At 59.4% G+C, this 22,774-nt stretch carries 22 protein-coding genes; 18 read left to right on the top strand and 4 right to left on the bottom strand.

What is annotated here, in order from left to right:
- Window positions 1-70: 70 nt before the first annotated feature.
- Window positions 71-1,795 (top strand): ABC transporter ATP-binding protein/permease, encoded by a 1,725-nt coding sequence (locus BLU46_RS21080; RefSeq protein ID WP_093205129.1) that lies wholly within the window; start codon window positions 71-73, stop codon window positions 1,793-1,795.
- A gap of 198 nt (window positions 1,796-1,993) precedes the next feature.
- Here the strand turns inward: BLU46_RS21080 and BLU46_RS21085 are convergent, their stop codons facing one another.
- Window positions 1,994-2,431, bottom strand: a complete 438-nt coding sequence (locus tag BLU46_RS21085) for a YhcB family protein (RefSeq protein WP_010170781.1) — start codon at window positions 2,429-2,431, stop codon at window positions 1,994-1,996.
- 147 nt (window positions 2,432-2,578) lie between these two features.
- Between BLU46_RS21085 and BLU46_RS21090 the strand changes: the two genes are divergently transcribed.
- The 3 genes from BLU46_RS21090 (at window position 2,579) to zapE (ending at window position 5,753) form a co-directional block, all read left to right on the top strand.
- Window positions 2,579-3,208, top strand: a complete 630-nt coding sequence (locus tag BLU46_RS21090; RefSeq protein WP_026078004.1) for an alpha/beta hydrolase — start codon at window positions 2,579-2,581, stop codon at window positions 3,206-3,208.
- 16 nt (window positions 3,209-3,224) lie between these two features.
- Window positions 3,225-4,580, top strand: a complete 1,356-nt coding sequence (locus tag BLU46_RS21095; protein ID WP_093205134.1) for a tryptophan--tRNA ligase — start codon at window positions 3,225-3,227, stop codon at window positions 4,578-4,580.
- Between the two features lie 78 nt (window positions 4,581-4,658).
- Complete coding sequence (gene zapE, locus BLU46_RS21100; RefSeq protein ID WP_026078003.1) at window positions 4,659-5,753, top strand: cell division protein ZapE; 1,095 nt, start codon at window positions 4,659-4,661, stop codon at window positions 5,751-5,753.
- Between the two features lie 191 nt (window positions 5,754-5,944).
- Here zapE and BLU46_RS21105 read toward each other — a convergent pair whose 3' ends face one another.
- Entirely contained in the window at window positions 5,945-6,865 is a 921-nt protein-coding gene (locus BLU46_RS21105) for a GlxA family transcriptional regulator (protein ID WP_172834601.1), read from the bottom strand.
- Between the two features lie 220 nt (window positions 6,866-7,085).
- Here BLU46_RS21105 and BLU46_RS21110 point away from each other — a divergent pair, with 220 nt between their 5' ends.
- Entirely contained in the window at window positions 7,086-8,222 is a 1,137-nt protein-coding gene (locus BLU46_RS21110) for an acyl-CoA dehydrogenase family protein (RefSeq protein WP_003216028.1), read from the top strand.
- A 123-nt stretch (window positions 8,223-8,345) separates the two neighbouring features.
- On the opposite strand, the gene BLU46_RS21115 is transcribed toward BLU46_RS21110, so the two are convergent.
- Window positions 8,346-9,386, bottom strand: a complete 1,041-nt coding sequence (locus BLU46_RS21115) for an NADP(H)-dependent aldo-keto reductase (protein WP_008437253.1) — start codon at window positions 9,384-9,386, stop codon at window positions 8,346-8,348.
- Between the two features lie 248 nt (window positions 9,387-9,634).
- On the opposite strand from BLU46_RS21115, the gene rplM reads away from it, so the two are divergent.
- From rplM to BLU46_RS21160, 9 genes are all read left to right on the top strand, one after another.
- The gene (rplM, locus tag BLU46_RS21120; protein ID WP_003216032.1) at window positions 9,635-10,063 is read left to right on the top strand and encodes a 50S ribosomal protein L13; all 429 of its coding nucleotides are present in this window, start codon (window positions 9,635-9,637) and stop codon (window positions 10,061-10,063) included.
- A gap of 14 nt (window positions 10,064-10,077) precedes the next feature.
- Window positions 10,078-10,470, top strand: a complete 393-nt coding sequence (gene rpsI, locus BLU46_RS21125; protein ID WP_003216038.1) for a 30S ribosomal protein S9 — start codon at window positions 10,078-10,080, stop codon at window positions 10,468-10,470.
- A gap of 266 nt (window positions 10,471-10,736) precedes the next feature.
- On the top strand, window positions 10,737-11,333 hold the full coding sequence (petA, locus tag BLU46_RS21130) for a ubiquinol-cytochrome c reductase iron-sulfur subunit (protein WP_017477750.1): 597 nt from the start codon (window positions 10,737-10,739) through the stop codon (window positions 11,331-11,333).
- Window positions 11,333-12,544 (top strand): cytochrome b, encoded by a 1,212-nt coding sequence (locus BLU46_RS21135; protein WP_017477749.1) that lies wholly within the window; start codon window positions 11,333-11,335, stop codon window positions 12,542-12,544. The genes petA and BLU46_RS21135 overlap by 1 nt, the downstream gene beginning before the upstream one ends.
- The gene (locus tag BLU46_RS21140; RefSeq protein WP_093205137.1) at window positions 12,544-13,323 is read left to right on the top strand and encodes a cytochrome c1; all 780 of its coding nucleotides are present in this window, start codon (window positions 12,544-12,546) and stop codon (window positions 13,321-13,323) included. Before BLU46_RS21135 ends, BLU46_RS21140 begins: the two co-directional genes overlap by 1 nt.
- Before the next feature lie 145 nt (window positions 13,324-13,468).
- Window positions 13,469-14,086, top strand: a complete 618-nt coding sequence (locus BLU46_RS21145) for a glutathione S-transferase N-terminal domain-containing protein (protein ID WP_010170749.1) — start codon at window positions 13,469-13,471, stop codon at window positions 14,084-14,086.
- A 17-nt stretch (window positions 14,087-14,103) separates the two neighbouring features.
- Window positions 14,104-14,523: a ClpXP protease specificity-enhancing factor gene (locus BLU46_RS21150; protein WP_063027122.1), complete on the top strand. Its 420-nt coding sequence runs from the start codon at window positions 14,104-14,106 to the stop codon at window positions 14,521-14,523.
- A gap of 170 nt (window positions 14,524-14,693) precedes the next feature.
- Window positions 14,694-15,443: a FadR/GntR family transcriptional regulator gene (locus BLU46_RS21155; RefSeq protein WP_008437251.1), complete on the top strand. Its 750-nt coding sequence runs from the start codon at window positions 14,694-14,696 to the stop codon at window positions 15,441-15,443.
- A 60-nt stretch (window positions 15,444-15,503) separates the two neighbouring features.
- The gene (locus tag BLU46_RS21160) at window positions 15,504-15,686 is read left to right on the top strand and encodes an FCD domain-containing protein (RefSeq protein ID WP_269458736.1); all 183 of its coding nucleotides are present in this window, start codon (window positions 15,504-15,506) and stop codon (window positions 15,684-15,686) included.
- A gap of 142 nt (window positions 15,687-15,828) precedes the next feature.
- Here the strand turns inward: BLU46_RS21160 and BLU46_RS21165 are convergent, their stop codons facing one another.
- Window positions 15,829-16,986: a hypothetical protein gene (locus tag BLU46_RS21165; protein ID WP_063027124.1), complete on the bottom strand. Its 1,158-nt coding sequence runs from the start codon at window positions 16,984-16,986 to the stop codon at window positions 15,829-15,831.
- Between the two features lie 235 nt (window positions 16,987-17,221).
- On the opposite strand from BLU46_RS21165, the gene kdgD reads away from it, so the two are divergent.
- The 4 genes from kdgD to garD all read left to right on the top strand — a co-directional run bounded on the left by kdgD (window position 17,222) and on the right by garD (window position 22,652).
- A complete protein-coding gene (kdgD, locus tag BLU46_RS21170; RefSeq protein ID WP_003216058.1) occupies window positions 17,222-18,133 on the top strand; it encodes a 5-dehydro-4-deoxyglucarate dehydratase in 912 nt (303 codons plus the stop codon).
- Between the two features lie 54 nt (window positions 18,134-18,187).
- Window positions 18,188-19,633, top strand: a complete 1,446-nt coding sequence (locus tag BLU46_RS21175) for an aldehyde dehydrogenase family protein (RefSeq protein WP_093205140.1) — start codon at window positions 18,188-18,190, stop codon at window positions 19,631-19,633.
- 87 nt (window positions 19,634-19,720) lie between these two features.
- A complete protein-coding gene (locus BLU46_RS21180) occupies window positions 19,721-21,085 on the top strand; it encodes an MFS transporter (protein ID WP_093205144.1) in 1,365 nt (454 codons plus the stop codon).
- Between the two features lie 13 nt (window positions 21,086-21,098).
- Window positions 21,099-22,652 (top strand): galactarate dehydratase, encoded by a 1,554-nt coding sequence (gene garD, locus BLU46_RS21185; RefSeq protein WP_093205149.1) that lies wholly within the window; start codon window positions 21,099-21,101, stop codon window positions 22,650-22,652.
- The last annotated feature ends 122 nt before the right edge of the window (window positions 22,653-22,774 follow it).

The following is a 22,774-nucleotide window of genomic DNA, read 5'->3' on the forward strand; positions in this document are numbered from 1 at the left end:
ACGGAGCCCTGAACCGATCGTCTATGATCGGTTCAAACGCCTGTTATTTTTTTCCTACCGAGCCTGAACAATGAATCAGAACGCTGAGTATTCCGCGGTCAATGACGCGGTGCGTGGGCAATTTTTAAGGAAAGTGTGGGCGCTGATCACCCCTTACTGGCGCAGTGAGGAGAAGGGCAAGGCCTGGCTGTTGCTGCTGGTGGTGCTGGGGCTGTCACTGTTCAGTGTGGCGGTGTCGGTGTGGTTCAACAGCTGGAACCGCGACTTCTACAACGCCCTGGAAAAGAAGGACTACGACGCCTTCACCCACTTGCTGATGTATTTCAGCGTGATCGCCGTGGTGGCGATCGTCACCGGGGTGTTCACCTCCTATTTGCAGCAAATGCTCACCATCCGCTGGCGGCGCTGGCTGACCGAAACCTATTTTGCCAAGTGGCTGAGCCAGAAGAACTACTACCACCTGGAATACGGCGGCTACACCGATAACCCCGACCAACGTATCTCCGAAGACCTCAACGCCTTCACCAGCAGCACCCTGAGCCTGGGCCTGGGTTTCATCAGTAACCTGGTGAGCCTGGTGTCGTTCTCGGTGATTCTGTGGGGCGTGTCCGGCAGCATCGAAGTGTGGGGCATCACGATTCCCGGCTACATGTTCTGGGCGGCGCTGGTCTATGCGGTGCTGGGCAGTTGGTTGACCCATTTGATTGGTCGAAAACTGATCGGCTTGAGCAACCGTCAACAACGCTTCGAGGCTGACTTGCGTTTCAGCCTGGTGCGGGTACGCGAGAACGCGGAAAGCATCGCGCTGTTCAATGGCGAGCCCAATGAACACCAGCAACTGAGTGCGCGTTTCGGGCGGGTGTGGAGCAACTTCTGGAGCATCATGCAGCTCAAGAAGCGCCTGAATTTCTTCACCAGCGGTTACTCGCAGATCGCGATCATCTTCCCGTTTGTGGTGGCAGCGCCGCGTTACTTTTCCGGCAAGATCGAATTGGGCGTACTGATGCAAGTCGCCCAGGCGTTTGGCAGTGTGCAGGGCAGCCTCAGTTGGTTTGTCGACGCGTACACCGTGTTGGCCAGCTGGCGTGCGACCTGTGATCGTCTGCTGAGCTTCGGCGAGGCGATGGAAGAAAACGAAGGCCGCAACATGGGCATCGAGTTGCAGCGCCAGGGCGGCGGTTTGCAGGTGAATAACCTCAGCCTGGATCTGGCGGATGGTCGTCATCTGCTCGAAGGCGCCAACCTGACGGTTGCCGAAGGTGAGCGCCTGATGCTCAGCGGTCGTTCCGGCAGCGGCAAATCAACCTTGCTGCGGGCCATGGGCAATTTGTGGCCAAACGGCCATGGCAACATTCGTTTGCCGGCCGAGCGTTATTTGTTCCTGCCGCAGAAACCGTATCTACCGATTGGTACGCTGCGTGGCGTGTTGAGTTATCCACAGGAGGAGGGCGCGTATCCGGCGGAACGTTATGCACAGGTACTGGAAACCTGCCGCCTGGCGCACCTGATCCCACGCCTGGACGAAGCCAATCACTGGCAGCGCATGCTGTCACCGGGTGAGCAGCAGCGCCTGGCGTTTGCCCGGGCGTTGTTGTTTGAACCGCAATGGCTGTACATGGACGAGGCCACGTCGGCGATGGATGAGGAAGATGAAGCAGCGCTGTATCAGACGTTGATCGATGAGTTGCCGGGCTTGAGCATCGTCAGCGTCGGGCATCGCAGCAGCCTCAAGCGTTTCCATGGGCGGCATGTGCGGATACAGGACGGGCAGCTACAAGAACAACCCGTGTCCTGAGGCAGGGCGCGGTCAATGTGGGAGCGGGCTTGCTCGCGAATGCAGTGTGTCAGTCACCCGATGTATTAACTGACCCACCGCCTTCGCGAGCAAGCCCGCTCCCACATTGGATCAGTGTTGTCTGGTCGACCTGCGTCCAACAAAAAAGCCCGGCTGATCATCGATCAGCCGGGCTTTTTCATGTCGCTTGAAAAGGTATTACTTCTTCAAGCCGTAATGCTCATCCAGCATCCCCGGGGCGTTTGGCGTTTTTGGCGCGTAGTCCCGTGGCGGTTCCTGGTTTTCCCGGGGTGGGGTCAGGCGTTCCCGTGGCGCTTGCGGTGCATCGGAATGCAGCGCGGCCAGCAGACGCTGGCGGGTGATGTCGTCCAGGGCCAGGCGGTTGGCACCCTCGGCGAGATGATCCTGTACTTCCTGATAGCTCTGAGTGAGCTTTTTCACCAGGGTCGCGGTGCTGTTGAAGTGGGTAACAACCTCGTTCTGATAACTGTCAAAACGTTCCTGAATGTCATCCAACTGACGCTGCGTGCGGTTAGGCGCGGCATTCGGCAGCAGGCGGGCAACCAGGAATCCAATGGCGACACCGGCAACCAAGGCGAGAGTCGGCAACAACCAAACTAAGAGCGAGTGTTCCACGAGTCCTTCCTCTATAAACGGCTTTGCTTTACGTTAACGGCTCGGACCTGCGCTGTATACCGCGATTAAGCTCGCAATGATGCCATGCACAGACTTTTAGCTAGACGAGTCGACCCTTTGAGAGGTCACGGAGTTCCTTCCTTGCTGATGCGTGAAACCCCCGTTTTGATCGATGGCCCGGTAGGCCAACTGGAAGCCCTGTATCTGGATCACCCCGAGCCACGTGGCCTGGCGCTGATCTGCCACCCTAACCCGGTGCAGGGCGGTACCATGCTCAACAAAGTCGTATCGACCCTGCAACGCACCGCGCGGGATGCCGGCTTGATCACGTTACGTTTCAATTATCGCGGTGTCGGCGCCAGCGCCGGTACGCACGATATGGGCACCGGTGAAGTCGACGACGCCGAAGCCGCGGCCACCTGGCTGCGTGAAAAACATCCCGACCTGCCGATCACCCTGCTGGGTTTTTCCTTCGGCGGGTTTGTGGCGGCCACCCTCGGCGGCCGCCTGGAAGCCAAGGGCGAAAAACTCGCGCACCTGTTTATGGTGGCCGCGGCGGTGATGCGCCTGCGGGATAACGACGTGCTGCCACAAGGCTGCCCATTGACCGTGATCCAGCCGGAAACCGACGAAGTGGTCGACCCACAACTCGTCTACGACTGGTCCGCCGCCCTGAATCGCCCCCATGAGCTGCTGAAAGTGGCAGAATGCGGACACTTTTTTCATGGCAAGCTGACCGATCTCAAGGATCTTGTGCTGCCACGTCTTTCGAATTGATGACAAGCGATCACCCATGACGACACGTACCCGCATCCTTACCGGCATCACCACTACCGGCACGCCGCACCTGGGCAACTACGCCGGCGCGATTCGCCCGGCGATCCTTGCCAGCCAGGACGTCAACGCCGACTCCTTCTACTTCCTGGCCGACTACCACGCCCTGATCAAGTGCGATGACCCGCAGCGCATCCAGCGCTCGCGCATGGAAATCGCTGCGACCTGGCTGGCCGGCGGCCTGGATGTGAACCGGGTAACCTTCTACCGCCAGTCCGACATCCCGGAAATCCCCGAGCTGACCTGGCTGCTGACCTGCGTGGCGGCCAAGGGCCTGCTCAACCGTGCGCACGCCTACAAGGCCTCGGTGGACAAGAACCTGGAGAACGGCGAAGACCCGGATGCGGGCATCACCATGGGCCTGTACAGCTACCCGGTGCTGATGGCCGCGGACATCCTGATGTTCAACGCCCACAAGGTGCCGGTCGGTCGTGACCAGATCCAGCACGTGGAAATGGCCCGCGACATTGGCCAGCGCTTCAACCACCTGTTCGGCAACGGTAAAGAATTCTTCACCATGCCCGAGGCGCTGATCGAAGAAAGCGTCGCCACCTTGCCAGGCCTGGATGGCCGCAAGATGTCGAAGAGCTACGACAACACCATCCCGTTGTTCACCAGCGCCAAGGACATGAAGGACGCGATCTCGCGGATCGTCACCGACTCCCGCGCGCCGGGCGAAGCCAAGGATCCGGACAACTCGCACCTGTTCACCCTGTACCAGGCGTTTGCCACCAAGGCTCAGGAAGAAGAGTTCCGCGGCGAACTGCTGCAAGGCCTGGGCTGGGGCGAGGCGAAGAACCGTCTGTTCCAACTGCTGGACGGCCAACTGGGTGAAGCGCGCGAGCGTTACCACCAGTTGATGTCGCGTCCGTCGGACATGGAAGACCTGCTGCTGATCGGTGCCCGTAAAGCCCGTGCCGTGGCTGCACCGTTCCTGGCCGAGCTGCGTGAAGCGGTGGGCCTGCGTTCGTTCGTCAATCCGGTCGCCGTTGCCGCCACCACCAAGAAAAAAGCTGCGAAAGCTGCACGTTTTGTCAGCTTCCGCGAAGACGACGGCAGCTTCCGCTTCCGTTTGCTGGCGGCCGAAGGTGAGCAACTGCTGCTGTCGCGTAACTTTGCCGACGGTAAAACCGCAGGTGCGGTGACCAAGCAGCTGCAATCGGGTCAGGCGCTGGATGTACGCAGCGAGGCCCTGAGCTTCAGCGTATGGCTGGAAGGTGCTGCTGTCGCCGATAGCCCGGCGTTCGCCGACAGTGCCTCGCGGGATGCCGCGATCGAAGCCTTGCGCGTTGCGTTGACCCCAATCGAGGATTGACCCGACCAAGGGTTGATTGCCATTCTTCAGGGCCGTCGTTACAGTGGCGGCCCGTTTTTGTTGCCTTGCTAACGAATTATGACGCCCCTAGAACGATATCAAGCTGATCTGAAACGCCCTGAATTCTTCCATGACGCTGCCCAGGAAACTGCGGTGCGCCATTTGCAGCGCCTGTACGACGATCTGGTCCAGGCCTCGCAGAACAAGCCGGGCATGTTCAGCAAGTTGTTTGGCAAGAAAGACCACACGCCGGTCAAGGGCTTGTACTTCTGGGGTGGCGTTGGCCGGGGCAAGACTTACCTGGTCGATACCTTCTTTGAAGCGCTGCCGTTCAAGGAAAAGGTCCGTACTCACTTCCACCGCTTCATGAAGCGCGTGCACGAAGAGATGAAGACCCTGCCGGGCGAGAAGAACCCGCTCACCATCATCGCCAAGCGTTTCTCGGAAGAAGCCAGGGTGATTTGTTTCGATGAGTTCTTCGTCTCCGACATTACCGACGCGATGATCCTCGGCACCTTGATGGAAGAGCTGTTCAAGAACGGCGTGACCCTGGTCGCCACCTCGAACATCGTGCCTGACGGCCTGTACAAGGACGGCCTGCAACGCGCGCGCTTCCTGCCGGCCATCGCCCTGATCAAGCAGAACACCGACATCGTCAACGTCGACAGCGGCGTCGACTACCGCCTGCGTCACCTTGAGCAAGCCGAACTGTTCCACTTCCCGCTCAATGAAGTGGCCCAGGAAAGCCTGCGCAAGAGCTTCCGTGCCCTGACGCCGGAATGCACCCAGGCGGTGGAAAACGACAAGTTGATCATCGAAAACCGCGAAATCATCGCGCTGCGCACCTGCGACGACGTGGCCTGGTTCGACTTCCGCGAACTGTGCGACGGCCCTCGCAGCCAGAACGACTACATCGAACTGGGCAAGATCTTCCACGCGGTGATCCTGAGCGGCGTCGAGCAGATGAGCGTCACCACCGACGACATCGCGCGGCGCTTTATCAACATGGTCGACGAATTCTACGACCGTAACGTCAAGCTGATCATCTCGGCGGAAGTCGAGCTCAAGGACCTCTATACCGGCGGTCGCTTGAACTTCGAGTTCCAACGGACCTTGAGCCGCTTGCTGGAAATGCAGTCCCACGAGTTCCTGTCGCGGGCGCACAAGCCTTAAGCGATGTGTTCGAAATAAAAAGGCCCGCAGCGATGCGGGCCTTTTTTATGCAAAATTTCCAGGTCAACAGAAATCAACTGTGGGAGCCGGGCTTGCCCGCGATAGCGGTCTGTCAGCTATGCATCTGGTGCCTGACACGCCGCCATCGCAGGCAAGCCAGCTCCCACATTTTTACTGTGTATATCCTTTGGCTACGCGGCCTGCTGGAATTGCTGGCGGTACTGGTTGGGCGACAGCTCGGTGTGCTGCCGGAACAGCCGTGCAAAGAAGCTTGCGTCGTCGTAACCCACTTCATAACTGATGGTCTTGATGCTTTTACGGCTGCCGGACAGCAAGCCCTTGGCCGTCTCGATTCGCAACCGTTGCAGGTAATGCAGCGGCTTGTCGCCGGTGGCGGTCTGGAAGCGGCGCATGAAGTTGCGGATGCTCATGCCGTGTTCCCGGGCCACGTCTTCGAAGCGGAACTTGTCGGCGAAGTGCTCTTCGAGCCAATGCTGGATCTGCAGGATGATCACGTCCTGGTGCAGCTTCTGGCCGCCAAAACCGATGCGCCCGGGCGCATAGCTGCGCTGCACTTCGTAAAGGATATCGCGGGCCACGGCCTGAGCGATGTTGGCGCCGCAGAAGCGTTCGATCAGGTAGATGTAGAGGTCGCAGGCCGAGGTGGTGCCGCCGGCGCAGTAGAGGTTGTCGGCGTCGGTCAGGTGCTTGTCCTGGTTCAGTTGCACCTTGGGAAAGCGTTCGCTGAAGGCGTTGAAGAAGCGCCAGTAGGTGGTCGCTTCCTTGCCGTCCAGCAGGCCGGCTTCGGCGAGCCAGAACACGCCGGTGGCCTCGCCGCACAGCACGGCGCCACGGGCATGTTGTTCGCGCAGCCAGGGCAGCACTTGTGGGTAGCGTTGGCACAACGAGTCGAAGTCGTCCCAGAAGGCCGGGAGCACGATGATGTCGGCGTTTTCGAGGCCTCCGTCCACCGGCATGATCACATCGCTGAAGCTGCGCACCGATTGCCCATCGGGGCTGACCAGGCGGGTTTCGAAGGCGGGAGTAAGGCCCTGGCCCAGCTGTTTGCCGTAGCGCAGGCTCGCGAGGTGGAAGAAATCCTTGGCTTGCATGAGGGTTGAAGCGAATACCCGATCAATGGCCAAAATGCTGACGCGCCGCAAGGGCGTGGAGATTTGGTTAGACATAATTTCATTTATTCTTATAGGGGAAAGTGGTCACCAGACGGCTGGATCGTCTTATTTTTTGTCGCATGTGTCCAGTGTCCTGTGACGCCTTCGCGGCTTAGGCTCTGTGATTCCGGTCTTGTCCGACAATTCACGCAGGTGAGCCATGATTCCCAGAACCTTGTTCAGCTCGGAGCACGAACTCTTCCGCCAGAGCGTGCGCACCTTCCTCGAAAAAGACGCGGCGCCGTTCCACGGGCAATGGGAAAAGCAGGGCTATATCGACCGTAACCTGTGGAACAAGGCAGGGGAGGCGGGGATGCTCTGCTCGCATTTGCCGGAAGAGTACGGCGGCCTCGGGGCGGACTTTCTCTACAGCGCCGTGGTGATCGAAGAGATCAGCCGCCTGGGGCTGACCGGGATTGGTTTCTCCCTGCATTCGGACATTGTCGCGCCGTACATCCTGCATTACGGCAGTGAAGCGCTGAAGCACAAGTACCTGCCCAAGCTGATCTCCGGGGAGATGGTCACGGCCATCGCCATGACCGAGCCGGGGGCCGGGTCCGACCTGCAAGGGGTCAAGACCACCGCTGTACTGGACGGTGATGAATACGTGATCAACGGCTCCAAGACGTTCATTACCAATGGCTTCCTGGCGGACCTGGTGATCGTTGTTGCCAAGACTGATCCCAAGGCAGGTGCCAAGGGTACGAGCCTGTTCCTGGTGGAAGCCAATACGCCGGGCTTCGACAAGGGCAAGCGCCTGGAGAAGGTCGGGATGAAGGCCCAGGATACGTCGGAGCTGTTCTTCCAGGATGTGCGGGTACCCAAGGAGAATCTGCTGGGGCAGGCGGGGATGGGCTTTGCCTATCTGATGCAGGAGCTGCCGCAGGAGCGTCTGACGGTGGCGATTGGTGCGCTGTCGTCAGCTGAGGCGGCGTTGCAATGGACGCTGGAGTACACCCGCGACCGCAAGGCGTTCGGCAAGGCGATCATCGATTTCCAGAATACTCGCTTCAAACTGGCGGAGATTGCGACGGAAACCCAGATTGGCCGGGTGTTTGTCGATAAGTGCATGGAACTGCACCTCGAAGGCAAGCTTGATGTGCCGACGGCCGCGATGGCCAAGTACTGGGCCACAGACCTGCAATGCAAGGTGCTGGATGAGTGTGTGCAACTGCACGGGGGTTACGGTTTCATGTGGGAATACCCGATTGCACGGGCGTGGGCAGATGCGCGGGTGCAGCGGATTTATGCGGGGACGAATGAGATCATGAAGGAGATTATTGCGCGGGCGCTTTGAATTCTTGGTGTTTTTGAGGGCCTCTTCGCGAGCAAGCCCGCTCCCACATTCGACCGGGTTCCACCTTTGGAATGCAGTCGAATGTGGGAGCGGGCTTGCTCGCGAAGGCGGTCTAGGAATCAATCAAGGCGCAGGGTTCGGATGATCCTTCTGGATCGCCTCGATCCCCGCCAGCACCTCATCCGACAGTTTCAGATCGGCACTGGCGATGTTGCTGTCCAACTGCTCCAGAGTCGTGGCGCCAATGATGTTGCTGGTCACGAAGGGTTGCTGGGTCACAAACGCCAATGCCATCTGCGCCGGGTCCAGGCCGTGCTCACGGGCCAGTGCCACGTAACGGCTGCACGCAGCTTCCGACTGCGGGTTGAAGTAGCGGCTGAAACGGCTATAGAGACTCAGGCGACCCTTGGCCGGGCGTGCGCCACCTTCGTATTTGCCGCTGAGCATGCCAAACGCCAGTGGTGAATAAGCCAGCAAGCCACATTGCTCACGGATGGCGATTTCCGCCAGGCCCACTTCAAAGCTGCGGTTGAGCAGGTTGTAAGGGTTTTGGATCGACACGGCGCGGGTCCAGCCACGGGCTTCGGCCAGGGCCAGGAACTTCATGGTGCCCCACGGGGTTTCGTTGGACAGGCCGATGTGGCGTATCTTGCCGGCCTTGACCTGCTCATCCAGCGCTTCAAGGGTTTCTTCCAGCGGCGTCAGGTCTTCTTCGGCCTTGTGCTTGTAGCCCAGCTGTCCGAAAAAGTTGGTGCTGCGCTCGGGCCAGTGCAGCTGGTAGAGGTCGATCCAGTCGGTTTGCAAGCGCTTGAGGCTCGCGTCCAGGGCTTCGGCGATGTGCTTGCGGTTGTGCTTGAGGCTGCCATCGCGGATGTAGTCGATGGTGTTGCCGGGGCCGGCGATCTTGCTGGCGAGGATCCAGTCGGCACGGTCGCCGCGGCTTTTGAAGTAATTACCGATGTAGCGCTCGGTGGTGGCGTAGGTATCTGCCTTGGGCGGTACCGGGTACATTTCCGCGGTGTCGAGGAAGTTGATCCCGGCGGCCTTGGCCCGTTCGATCTGTGCGAAGGCCTCTGCCTCGCTGTTCTGCTCGCCCCAGGTCATGGTGCCCAAGGCTATCGCGCTCACGTTCAGATCGGTTCGGCCCAGCTGTCGATAGTCCATCGGGTACTCCTTCAGGGAAAACAATCATAAAAGCAGGTTGAAATTTTTTTGGCAATCTGCATAATTGCCCACCTCTTTCTGCAGTGGAAGTGATGCGCCGCCTGCCGAAGAATCTTGCCGTTGAACGGACGCGCCGACCCGAGCCCCCGATAGCGTCTGTATCCGGCTGCCTTTGACTTGTCAAAGTACGCACTATTCAGTAAGATCCGCCGTCTAATTTACAGGGCGGCCCCTGAGGCTATTAAAGAATGACAACTTTTACTGCAAAACCAGAAACAGTTCAGCGCGACTGGTTTGTCGTCGACGCCGCTGGTCAGACCCTGGGTCGTCTGGCCACTGAAGTCGCCAGCCGTCTGCGTGGCAAGCACAAGCCTGAGTACACCCCTCACGTTGATACCGGTGACTACATTGTCATCATCAACGCCGAGCAGGTACGTGTTACCGGCAACAAAGCGCAAGACAAAATGTACTACCGTCACTCCGGTTTCCCAGGCGGTATCAAGTCTTCGAACTTCGAAGGCCTGATCTCCAAAAAGCCTGAAGCCCCGATTGAAATCGCGGTCAAAGGTATGCTGCCGAAGGGCCCACTGGGTCGCGACATGTATCGCAAGCTGAAAGTCTATGCGGGCGCTGCTCACCCTCATGCTGCTCAGCAGCCCCAAGAACTGAAGTTTTAACGGAATAGTTCATTATGTCGGCGACTCAAAATTACGGCACTGGCCGTCGCAAAACCGCTACCGCTCGCGTTTTCCTGCGTCCGGGTACTGGTAACATCTCGATCAACAACCGCACTCTGGAAAACTTCTTCGGTCGCGAAACTGCCCGCATGGTAGTTCGTCAGCCGCTGGAATTGACCGAGACCGTTGAAAAGTTCGACATCTACGTCACCGTTATCGGTGGCGGTGTAAGTGGTCAAGCTGGCGCAATCCGCCACGGTATCACTCGCGCTCTGATGCAGTACGACGAAACCCTGCGTGGCGCTCTGCGCAAAGCTGGCTTCGTGACTCGCGATGCTCGTGAAGTTGAACGTAAGAAAGTTGGTCTGCGTAAAGCGCGTAAGCGTCCGCAGTACTCGAAGCGTTAATTCGCTTTTACGTTCCAGAAAACGCCCAGCCTCCTCACGGAGCTGGGCGTTTTTTATTGCCTGCTATTTATGTAAAAAAATCTCTGTGACAACTTGCCACATCCGTAGAGCCCCTATACTCAAAGGCTTGGAGCCAGTGCCGGGGGTAATTACCTTGTCAGACGTGGGGCTTTTCATTACCATTCGGCAAAATTTTTATAAGTTCAGATTTAACACTTAGTAGACGCCTGATTTAACAGGCCACAAAGCTGATGGGAGAGGACTGAATGAGCAATGACGGCGTGAATGCAGGCCGGCGTCGCTTCTTGGTAGCAGCCACATCCGTGGTGGGTGCTGCAGGAGCGGTGGGGGCTGCGGTCCCGTTCGTGGGGTCATGGTTTCCCAGTGCCAAGGCGAAAGCCGCAGGTGCACCGGTGAAGGTGAATATCAGCAAGATCGACCCAGGCCAGCAAATGATTGCTGAATGGCGCGGTCAGCCAGTGTTCATCGTTCGTCGTACCGAGGAAATCCTGGGAAATCTGAAGAAGATCGAGGGCCAGCTGTCCGACCCCGACTCGAAGAATTCCGACCAACCCGCTTACGTCGATAAGGAAATTCGCTCGATCAAGCCGGAGATTCTGCTGCTGATCGGTATCTGCACCCACTTGGGTTGCTCTCCCACCTTCCGCCCGGAAGTGGCGCCTGCGGACCTGGGCAAGGACTGGGTCGGGGGCTATTTCTGCCCGTGCCATGGTTCTCACTACGACCTCGCTGGCCGCGTCTACAAGTCACAACCCGCACCACTGAACCTGCCAGTTCCGCCACATCACTACGAGACTGACAGTGTCATTGTCATTGGCGTCGACGAGGGGGAGAAAGCCTGATGAGCAAGTTCATGGATTGGGTGGATGCGCGCTTCCCCGCGACCAAAATGTGGGAAGACCATCTCAGCAAGTACTACGCACCGAAGAATTTCAACTTCTTCTATTTCTTTGGCTCCCTGGCACTTTTGGTACTGGTCAACCAGATCGTTACCGGTGTCTGGCTGACGATGAGCTACACTCCGTCGGCCGAAGAAGCCTTCGCCTCCGTCGAATACATCATGCGCGACGTCGAGTACGGCTCGATCCTGCGTCTGCTGCACTCCACCGGCGCCTCTGCGTTCTTCATCGTCGTCTACATGCACATGTTCCGTGGTTTGCTCTACGGGTCGTACCAGAAGCCCCGCGAGCTGGTGTGGGTGTTCGGCATGCTGATCTACCTGGCGCTGATGGCCGAGGCCTTCATGGGCTACCTGCTGCCGTGGGGCCAGATGTCCTACTGGGGTGCCCAGGTGATCATCTCGCTGTTTGGTGCGATCCCGGTCATCGGCAACGACCTGACCCAGTGGATTCGTGGTGACTACCTGATTTCCGGGATCACCCTGAACCGCTTCTTCGCCTTGCACGTGGTGGCCTTGCCGATCGTGATTCTCGGCCTGGTGGTGCTGCACATTCTGGCGTTGCACGAAGTGGGTTCGAACAACCCCGACGGCGTGGACATCAAGAAGCACAAGGACGAAAACGGCGTACCGCTGGACGGCATTCCGTTCCACCCGTACTACACCGTGAAAGATATCGTCGGCGTGGTGGTGTTCCTGTTCATCTTCTGCTCGATCGTGTTCTTTTTCCCGGAGATGGGCGGTTATTTCCTCGAGAAACCGAACTTCGAACAGGCGAACGCCTTCAAGACCCCGGAACACATTGCGCCGGTCTGGTACTTCACCCCGTTCTACGCGATCTTGCGGGCGATTCCCGACAAACTCATGGGCGTCATGGCCATGGGCGCGGCGATTGCGGTGCTGTTCGTGCTGCCTTGGCTCGACCGTAGCCCGGTCAAGTCCATGCGCTACAAGGGCTGGCTGAGCAAGATCTGGCTGTGGGTGTTCTGCATCGCGTTCGTGATCCTGGGTGTGCTGGGCGTACTGGCGCCGACCCCGGAGCGTACGTTGCTGTCGCAGGTCTGCACCTTCCTGTACTTCGCCTACTTCATTCTGATGCCGTTCTACACCCGGCTCGAGAAGACCAAACCGGTACCGGAAAGGGTGACTGGCTGATGAAAAAATTATTCGTTGCATTCATTCTTGCGGCCCTGCCGCTGCTGTCTTTCGCCGCTGAACACGGCCCAGAGCTGGAAAAAGTCGACATCGACGTGTCGGACAAGGCCGCAATGCAGGACGGGCTGCGTACGTTCACCAACTACTGCATGGGCTGCCACAGCGCCAAGTTCCAGCGTTACGAGCGAGTGGCCGACGACCTGGGCATTCCCCATGACGTGATGCTCAGCCACTCGGTGTTCACCGGTGCGAAGATCGGCGACCACATGACCATCGGCATGCAACCTGCCGACGCCAAGACCTGGTTCGGGGCTGCACCGCCCGACCTGACCCTGGTGGCCCGTGTACGGGGCACCGATTGGCTCTACGGCTACCTGAAGTCCTTCTATGAAGACCCGTCGCGTCCCTACGGCGTGAACAACAAAGTGTTCCCGAACGTCGGTATGCCGAACGTTCTGGTCGGCCTGCAAGGCCGCCAAGTGGTAGGATGCAAGCAAGTACAAATCGTCGAAGACGGCAAGAAGCAGTATGATCCGCTCACCGGTACGCCTTTGACTCATGAAGCGTGCGATCAGCTGACCATAGTGCCGAAGACCGGCGCGCTGAACGAAGAGCAGTTCGACGAGAAGGTCAAGAATCTGGTGACCTTCCTGGCCTACTCGGCCAACCCAGTGAAGCTGCAGCATCAGCGCATTGGTACCTATGTGTTGCTGTACCTGGCCTTCCTCTTCGTGTTCGCCTATCTGCTGAAACGCGAATACTGGAAGGATGTGCATTGATCCAACCGTAAGTAATTGCTGTTAATCTTGCGCGCCCAGCGGCATCTCTGAAGGTAAGTCTGGTTTATCCAGGCGTCACGGAGATGCTCACTGGGCGCGCTCGTTTTTGAGCTTCCGATAATTTCAACAAGCGAGGAGGACCGCCATGGGCGTGACCAATCGGTTGGCCTGTTACTCCGACCCCGCCGACCACTATTCCCACCGAGTACGCATCGTGCTCGCAGAGAAGGGTGTCAGCGCAGAGATCATTACTGTGGAGGCTGGTCGTCACCCGCCGAAACTGATCGAAGTGAACCCTTACGGCAGCTTGCCCACCCTGGTCGATCGTGACCTGGCGTTGTGGGAGTCAACCGTGGTGATGGAATACTTGGATGAGCGTTATCCCCATCCGCCGTTGTTGCCGGTGTATCCGGTGGCGCGTGCCAACAGCCGCCTGCTGATCCATCGGATCCAGCGTGACTGGTGTGGCCTGGTGGACCTGATTCTGGATTCACGTAGCAAAGAAGCCGCCCGGGTTCAGGCGCGCAAGGAATTGCGTGAGAGTCTGACCGGTGTTTCGCCGTTATTTGCCGACAAACCTTTTTTCCTCAGCGAGGAACAAAGTCTGGTGGATTGCTGCCTATTACCCATACTCTGGCGCTTGCCGATTTTGGGCATTGAATTGCCGCGGCCTGCCAAGCCGCTGCTTGACTACATGGAGCGCCAGTTTGCGCGTGAGGCTTTCCAGGCGAGTCTGTCTGGTGTCGAACGCGATATGCGCTAAGGCTTAAGGAGCCGTTGATGAACTCCAGTCGACCTTACCTGGTCCGCGCGCTCTATGAGTGGATAGTGGACAACGATTGCACCCCGCACATGCTGGTCAATTCCGAGTTTCCCGCGGTTCAGGTACCGCAAGGTTTTGCCAGTGACGGACAAATCGTCCTGAACGTTTCACCCAGTGCCGTGCGACACCTGCACATGGACAATGAAGCGGTCAGCTTTGAAGGGCGTTTCGGCGGTGTGCCGCATACGCTGTTCGTGCCCATCGGCGCCATCCTCGGGATTTACGCCCGGGAAAATGGCCAGGGCATGGTGTTTGATCTGGAGTCGTCCCTTGCGGATGACGAAGCGATCGAGCTCGAAGGCGAAGATGATGTGCCGCCGCCGGATTCCGAGCCACCGCGTCCAACCGGTCGGCCGAGTCTGAAAGTGGTGAAGTAACAAGACGCGGGCCCTCGGGCCAGTGTTGAAAATGCCTCGGCGATGCCGGGGCTTTTTTTTGTCTGGGGAAAACCTCGCCGGTTATAGATGAAAGTCATGACAGGACGGTGATCGTACAACCGCCATGGGCTATCATGCGTGCTTCAGATCGCCGAGACAGATGATTCATCATGGAAAACTCCAGCGCCGCCCCTCGTCTTCCCCGCAAGCGCCGCAGCCTTGCCCAGGAATTGGTCACGGTGTTGTCCGAGCAGATCCGCGACGGCCAACTCAAACGTGGCGACAAACTGCCCACTGAATCGGCGATCATGGACGCCCATGGGGTCAGCCGCACCGTGGTGCGTGAAGCCATCTCGCGATTGCAGGCGGCCGGGCAGGTGGAAACCCGCCATGGCATCGGCACCTTTGTGCTGGATACGCCAAGCCCCAGCGGTTTCCGGATAGACCCGGCCACTGTCGTTACCCTGCGGGATGTACTGGCCATCCTTGAACTGCGGATCAGCCTGGAAGTGGAGTCTGCCGGGCTTGCTGCCCAGCGTCGTAGCGACGAGCAATTGGCCGGCATGCGTGCAGCCCTCGATGCCCTGAACGAAAGTGCGGCCCACGCCGGTGATGCGGTGGCGTCGGACTTCCAGTTCCACCTGCAGATTGCCCTGTCCACCGGCAACCGCTACTTCACCGACATCATGACCCACCTGGGCACCAGCATCATTCCGCGCACGCGGCTGAACTCGGCACGCCTGGCCCATGATGACCAGCAGCACTACATGAGCCGCCTGAGCCGCGAACACGAAGAGATCTATGAGGCGATCGCTCGCCAGGACTCGGATGCGGCACGGGCGGCCATGCGGTTGCACCTGACCAACAGCCGTGAACGGCTGCGCCATGCCCATGAAGAGGCAGAAGCGCAGCGCGGCTAGTGCCTATTCAAACGTAGGAGCTGTCGAGCCCCAGCGAGGCTGCGATGCAGGCGCTGAGGTCTGGCAGGTTCATCGAGTCGATCCCACCGCAGCCTCGCCAAGGCTCGACAGCTCCCACAGATCTATGAAGCGATCGCTCGCCAGGATTCGGATGCGGCACGGGCGGCCATGCGGTTGCACCTGACCAACAGCCGTGAACGGCTGCGCCATGCCCATGAAGAGGCAGAAGCGCAGCGCGGCTAGTGCCTATTTAAATGTGGGAGCTGTCGAGCTTCAGCGAGGCTGCGATGCCGGCGCTGAGGTCTGGCAGGTTCAGCGAGTCGATCCCATCGCAGCCTCGCCGGGGCTCGACAGCTCCCACATTTGATTTTTGTTGCCTGGACTATTAGCTGGCCGGTTGGTTGGGCTTGTAGTCCTTGAGCAACAGATACGTGCTCCAACCCCACCAGTCATTGGTCCACTGCTTGTCATTCAGGTTGTTGACGTCCTTGCGCCGCAGCACCTTGTCGCCTTCTGCCTTGAACAGCGGTGAGAAGTTATTCGCCGGGTTTTGCGCGGCGTTCAGGTCCGGCACATACAGCGGCGCCTTGAAGTTGGCCGGGGAGGGCGCTACGCCGCTGATAAAGGTTTCGAAGATCTCATCCGCCGAGGCCTGCACGGCACGTTTGACCATGGCTCGGTTGGCCGCGTCGCTGCTGTCGAAGTAGCGTTTATCACCGTAAGCGTGCCACTGATCGCCGAAGGCATTGCGCACATTGAGCCCGAACTTGCTGTCTTCATCGTGCATGAAGCGGCTGATCAGCGAGCCCAGTTCACCCGGGGTCACCACCGCCGCCAGTTGCTTGCGCGGTACCCGCAGGTGGCCGGCGGAAAACAGGTCGGTCAAAAAGTGATCAGCAAAGCTGTTCATGGCGTAAGCCAGTTCCAGCGCCTGGTCGGTGCCGGTCTGATGAGCGACGACGGCTTGTTGCAGGGCTGCCGTATGGCCCGCCAGATACGCCGCCAACGCCCATTCGCCGAAGTGGTCGGCATTGTCTGCCGCCAGTTTCAGGTAGCGTCCGAGTGGAATCAGAGCCGACACGGCACTGCCGCCGCCGGTGATGCGGTTCCATTCCTCGGACAAGGTGTCACCCAGTGCGTCATACGCTTCATGGGGTTGCTTGCCATCCTTGATCGCCTGGTTGACTGCATTGATCTCCTTTTGCATCACCGCGAGGATCTTGCCCGCTTCCTCTCGTGATGCCGGCAATACCGCCAACGAGTTGAACGCATCGGTAAAGCGCTGCACGCGGTCCGCAGGCGATGCGCCCTCGTTGATGGGGCGCCCGGGAATGCCATAGAAATCACCGCCCAGGGCAATGATCTGGCCGTAGCTCAGGGCCAGGCCGTTGGGCAGGTGCAATTCGACCTGCCGCGCGGGAATCGCCGGGGCGTCCTTGACGAAGCGCAACAAGGTATCGTCGCCGATGGCCGTGTGTTCTCCGCCTTCGAAGCGCAGGGTGGGTGGTCTTTTTTCAGGTGTGGCGAGTTCAAGATCTGACATGTTAGCTCCTTGCTATGTTGTAGGAATCTTCCGTAATAACTGTATGCATATACAGCTAAATCGAGCATAGAGGAATAATTTCCTACGTCAAGAACGTCGCGTTGACGCCTCAACCCGTAGGAAGGTCGATGAATTGCAGTTGACGAATATTTTTATAGTTGTACGATGACGTACGACATCAAGATAACCGTCCGTAATCTCTCAACAGAAAGTCTTCGCCCAGGGTGTTCGAATAATGAATCCACAAGAACTGAAGTCCATCCTCTCTCACGGTCTGCTGTCTTTCCCGGTGACCGATTTCAACGCCCAGGGTGATTTCCACCAGGCGGGTTACATCAAGCGTCTGGAGTGGCTGGCCCCTTACGGCGCTACTGCCCTGTTCGCCGCTGGCGGCACCGGTGAGTTTTTCTCCCTGGCGGCCAGCGAATATTCGCAAGTGGTGAAAACTGCCGTCGATACCTGCGCCACCAGCGTGCCGATTCTTGCCGGTGTCGGCGGTGCCACCCGCCAGGCCATCGAGTACGCCCAGGAAGCCGAGCGTCTTGGTGCCAAAGGCCTGCTGCTGCTGCCGCACTACCTGACCGAAGCCAGCCAGGACGGGGTTGCCGCCCACGTTGAAGCGGTGTGCAAGTCGGTCAAGATCGGCGTCGTGGTCTACAACCGCAACGTCTGCCGCCTGACCGCGCCGCTGCTGGAACGCCTGGCCGAGCGCTGCCCGAACCTGATCGGCTACAAGGATGGCCTGGGTGACATTGAATTGATGGTGTCGATCCGCCGTCGTCTCGGTGACCGTTTCAGCTACCTGGGCGGCTTGCCGACTGCAGAGGTTTACGCCGCTGCCTACAAGGCCCTGGGCGTGCCGGTGTACTCCTCGGCGGTGTTCAACTTCATTCCAAAAACCGCGATGGATTTCTACCACGCCATTGCCCGGGAAGATCACGCCACCGTCGGCAAGATCATCGACGACTTCTTCCTGCCTTATCTCGACATCCGTAACCGCAAGGCCGGTTACGCCGTGAGCATCGTCAAGGCCGGGGCGAAAATCGTCGGCTATGACGCCGGCCCCGTGCGTACGCCGCTGACCGATCTGCTGCCGGAAGAATACGAAGCCCTGGCCGCGCTGATCGACAAGCAAGGCGCGCAATAACCCATCACCAAGGCCGCTGAGTAATCAGCGGCTTTTTGCGTCAGGAGAGAATTCGTGTCCCAAGCCAAGCGTTTTGAAAACTACATCGGTGGCCAGTGGGTTGCCGGCGCCGACTACTCGGCCAACATCAACCCGTCGGAGTTGTCTGATGTCATTGGCGAATACGCCAAGGCTGACCTCGCCCAAGTCCACGCGGCCATCGACGCTGCGCGCGCTGCATTCCCGGCGTGGTCCACTTCCGGCATCCAGGCGCGCCATGACTCCCTGGATAAAGTCGGCACCGAAATCCTCGCCCGTCGCGAAGAGCTGGGCACCCTGCTGGCCCGGGAGGAGGGCAAGACCCTGCCGGAAGCCATCGGCGAAGTGACCCGCGCCGGTAACATCTTCAAATTTTTCGCCGGTGAATGCCTGCGCCTGTCCGGCGACTACCTGCCGTCGGTGCGTCCGGGCGTCAATGTCGAAGTGACCCGCGAAGCGTTGGGCGTCGTTGGCCTGATCACCCCATGGAACTTCCCGATTGCCATCCCGGCCTGGAAGATCGCACCGGCCCTGGCCTACGGCAACTGCGTGGTGCTCAAGCCGGCTGAGCTGGTGCCGGGCTGCGCCTGGGCCCTGGCCGAAATCATCTCCCGCGCCGGTTTCCCCGCCGGTGTGTTCAACCTGGTAATGGGCAGCGGCCGTGTGGTTGGCGATGCCATGGTCAACAGCCCGAAAGTCGACGGTATTAGCTTCACTGGCTCGGTGGGCGTGGGTCGTCAGATCGCCGTCAGCTGCGTGTCGCGCCAGGCCAAGGTGCAGTTGGAAATGGGCGGCAAGAACCCGCAGATCGTTCTCGACGACGCCGACCTCAAGCAAGCGGTCGAGTTGTCGGTGCAGAGCGCGTTCTACTCCACCGGCCAGCGTTGCACTGCGTCCAGCCGCTTTATCGTCACCGCCGGAATTCACGACCAGTTCGTCGCGGCCATGGCTGAGCGGATGAAGTCGATCAAGGTCGGCCACGCCCTGAAAACCGGCACCGACATCGGCCCGGTGGTTTCCCAGGCCCAGCTGGACCAGGACCTGAAGTACATCGACATCGGTCAGAGCGAAGGTGCCCGGCTGGTCAGCGGTGGGGAACTGGTGACGTGCGACACCGAAGGCTACTTCCTTGCACCGACGCTGTTTGCCGACAGCGAAGCCGCGATGCGCATCAGCCGTGAAGAGATCTTCGGCCCGGTGGCCAATGTGGTCCGCGTAGCGGATTACGAGGCGGCGCTGGCGATGGCCAACGACACCGAATTCGGTCTCTCGGCCGGTATCGCTACCACGTCGCTGAAGTATGCCAACCACTTCAAGCGTCATTCCCAGGCCGGGATGGTGATGGTCAATCTGCCGACTGCCGGCGTGGATTACCACGTTCCATTCGGTGGCCGTAAGGGCTCATCCTACGGCTCGCGTGAGCAGGGTCGCTATGCGCAAGAGTTCTACACCGTGGTGAAAACCAGCTACATCGGTTCCTGACGGCAACACCCTGTGGCGGGTCCGTGCCCGCCACAGGCTTACAATTTGTTTACCCGCAAAAAAAATAATTAGTGGGAGTACATCTTCATGCAAGCGACCAAGCCGACCCATGTCCGCTATTTGATCCTGCTCATGCTGTTTCTGGTGACCACGATCAACTATGCCGACCGGGCCACCATCGCCATCGCCGGCTCCAGCCTGCAAAAAGACCTCGGCATCGACGCGGTCACCCTCGGTTACATCTTCTCCGCATTCGGTTGGGCCTACGTGGCCGGGCAAATTCCCGGTGGCTGGCTGCTGGACCGATTCGGTTCGAAAAAAGTCTATGCCCTGAGCATCTTCACCTGGTCACTGTTCACCGTGCTGCAAGGCTATGTCGGTGAATTCGGTGTATCCACGGCCATCGTGGCGCTGTTCATGTTGCGATTCCTGGTGGGCCTGGCTGAAGCGCCATCCTTTCCCGGAAATGCCCGCATCGTGGCGGCATGGTTTCCTACGGCTGAACGCGGGACTGCCTCGGCGATCTTCAACTCGGCGCAGTACTTCGCCACGGTGTTGTTCGCGCCGCTGATGGGGTGGATCGTCTACACCTTCGGCTGGCAGCACGTATTCGTGGTGATGGGCGGCATCGGAATCGTCTTCTCGCTGATCTGGCTGAGAGTTATCCACAGCCCGCGCCAGCACCCGATGATCAACGAGGCTGAGCTCCAGCACATCGCTGCCAACGGGGCCATGGTCGACATGGACCAGGACAAGGGCAAAGGCAAGAAAACCGACGGGCCGAAGTGGGATTACATCCGTCAGTTGCTGACGAACCGCATGATGCTCGGCGTGTACCTGGGCCAGTACTGCATCAATGGCATTACCTATTTCTTCCTGACCTGGTTCCCGGTGTACTTGGTTCAAGAGCGCGGCATGACGATCCTCAAGGCTGGCTTCATCGCGTCCTTGCCGGCGATCTGCGGCTTTATCGGCGGCGTGTTGGGCGGAGTAATTTCCGACTACCTGCTGCGCAAGGGCCATTCGCTGACCTTCGCCCGCAAGGCGCCGATCATTGGTGGCTTGCTGATTTCCAGTAGCATCGTCGCGTGCAACTACGTGGACATCGAATGGATGGTGGTGGGCTTCATGGCCCTGGCCTTCTTCGGTAAAGGCGTTGGCGCACTGGGCTGGGCGGTGGTGTCCGACACTTCGCCGAAACAAATCGCAGGTTTGAGCGGCGGTCTGTTCAACATGTTCGGCAACCTGGCGTCCATCAGCACCCCGATCGTGATCGGCTACATCATCAGCACCACTGGCTCCTTCAAGTGGGCGCTGGTGTTCGTCGGTGCCAACGCGTTGCTGGCGGTGTTCAGCTACCTGGTGATCGTCGGTCCGATCAAACGTGTGGTGCTTAAAGAGCCGCCGGCCAACGGCCCCGAGCTGACTAAACTTTCCCAAGCGCATTCCTGAAGGGGCCCGCGTCATGCAGTTGATTGAACATGCCGATTCGCCACGCTCCATCCGTTTGCACGCGCTGGATAACGTGGTGATTGTGGTCAACGACCAGGGCGTACCGGCGGGGACCGAGTTTCCCGACGGCCTGGTGACGGTGGATTTCATTCCCCAAAGCCACAAGGTGACGCTGGAAGACATCCCCGAAGGCGGCCGGATCATTCGCTACGGGCAGACCATCGGTTATGCCTTGCGCCCGATTCCGCGCGGCAGTTGGGTCCAGGAAGATCAACTGCGCATGCCCACGGCGCCGCCGCTGGACAGCTTGCCGCTGTCCACTGAAGTGCCCGAGACCCAGGCGCCGCTGGAGGGTTTTACCTTCGAGGGTTATCGCAATGCCGACGGCACCGTCGGCACGCGCAATATCCTCGGCATCACCACCACGGTGCAGTGCGTCACTGGGGTGCTGGACCACGCGGTGAAACGCATCAAGGACGAGTTGCTGCCCAAGTACCCGAACGTCGATGACGTGGTGGCGCTGACCCACAGCTACGGCTGCGGCGTGGCGATTACGGCCACCGACGCGTACATCCCGATCCGCACCGTGCGCAATCTGGCGCGTAACCCGAACCTGGGCGGTGAAGCCCTGGTGATCAGCCTGGGTTGCGAGAAGTTGCAGGCCGGGCAGTTGATGCACGACAACGACAGCTCGGTGGATCTGAGTGAGCCGTGGCTGTATCGGTTGCAGGACTCCAGCCACGGCTTTACCGAAATGATCGAACAGATCATGGCATTGGCCGAAACCCGCCTGAAGAAACTCGACCTGCGTCGTCGGGAAACGGTCCCGGCGTCGGAGTTGATTCTCGGCATGCAGTGCGGTGGCAGTGATGCGTTTTCTGGGATCACCGCCAATCCGGCGTTGGGTTATGCCTCGGATCTGCTGCTGCGGGCGGGCGCGACGGTGATGTTTTCTGAAGTGACGGAAGTGCGGGATGCCATCTACCTGCTGACTTCCCGTGCGGAAAACCAGGATGTAGCCCGGGAGCTGGTGCGGGAAATGGACTGGTACGACCGCTACCTGGCCAAGGGTGAGGCGGACCGCAGCGCCAACACCACGCCGGGGAACAAGAAGGGTGGCTTGTCGAATATTGTCGAGAAGTCGCTGGGGTCGATCGTCAAGTCGGGCAGCAGTGCGATCAATGGCGTGCTCGGCCCGGGGGAGCGGTTCAATCGCAAGGGCCTGATCTTTTGCGCCACGCCGGCCAGTGATTTTGTCTGCGGGACATTGCAGTTGGCGGCGGGGATGAACCTGCATGTGTTTACGACCGGGCGTGGTACGCCCTATGGGCTGGCGATGGCGCCGGTGGTGAAGGTCTCGACCCGGACCGAGCTAGCGCAGCGTTGGCCGGACCTGATTGATATCGACGCCGGGCGGATCGCCACCGGGCGGGCGACGATCGAGGAGTTGGGTTGGGAGTTGTTCCACTTCTACCTGGATGTGGCCAGCGGCAAGAAGCAGACGTGGGCGGAGCAGCACAAGCTGCACAACGACATTACGTTGTTCAATCCGGCACCGATTACTTAAGACCGAGTCGCCTGCTTCGCGAGCAAGCCCGCTCCCACATTTGACTGCATTCCAAAGGTAGAACTCGGTCAAATGTGGGAGCGGGCTTGCTCGCGAAAGCGGTAGTCCAGACGAAGCTGGCC

It is taken from the genome of Pseudomonas yamanorum, assembly GCF_900105735.1.
GTDB classification, from domain to species: Bacteria; Pseudomonadota; Gammaproteobacteria; order Pseudomonadales; family Pseudomonadaceae; genus Aquipseudomonas; species Aquipseudomonas yamanorum.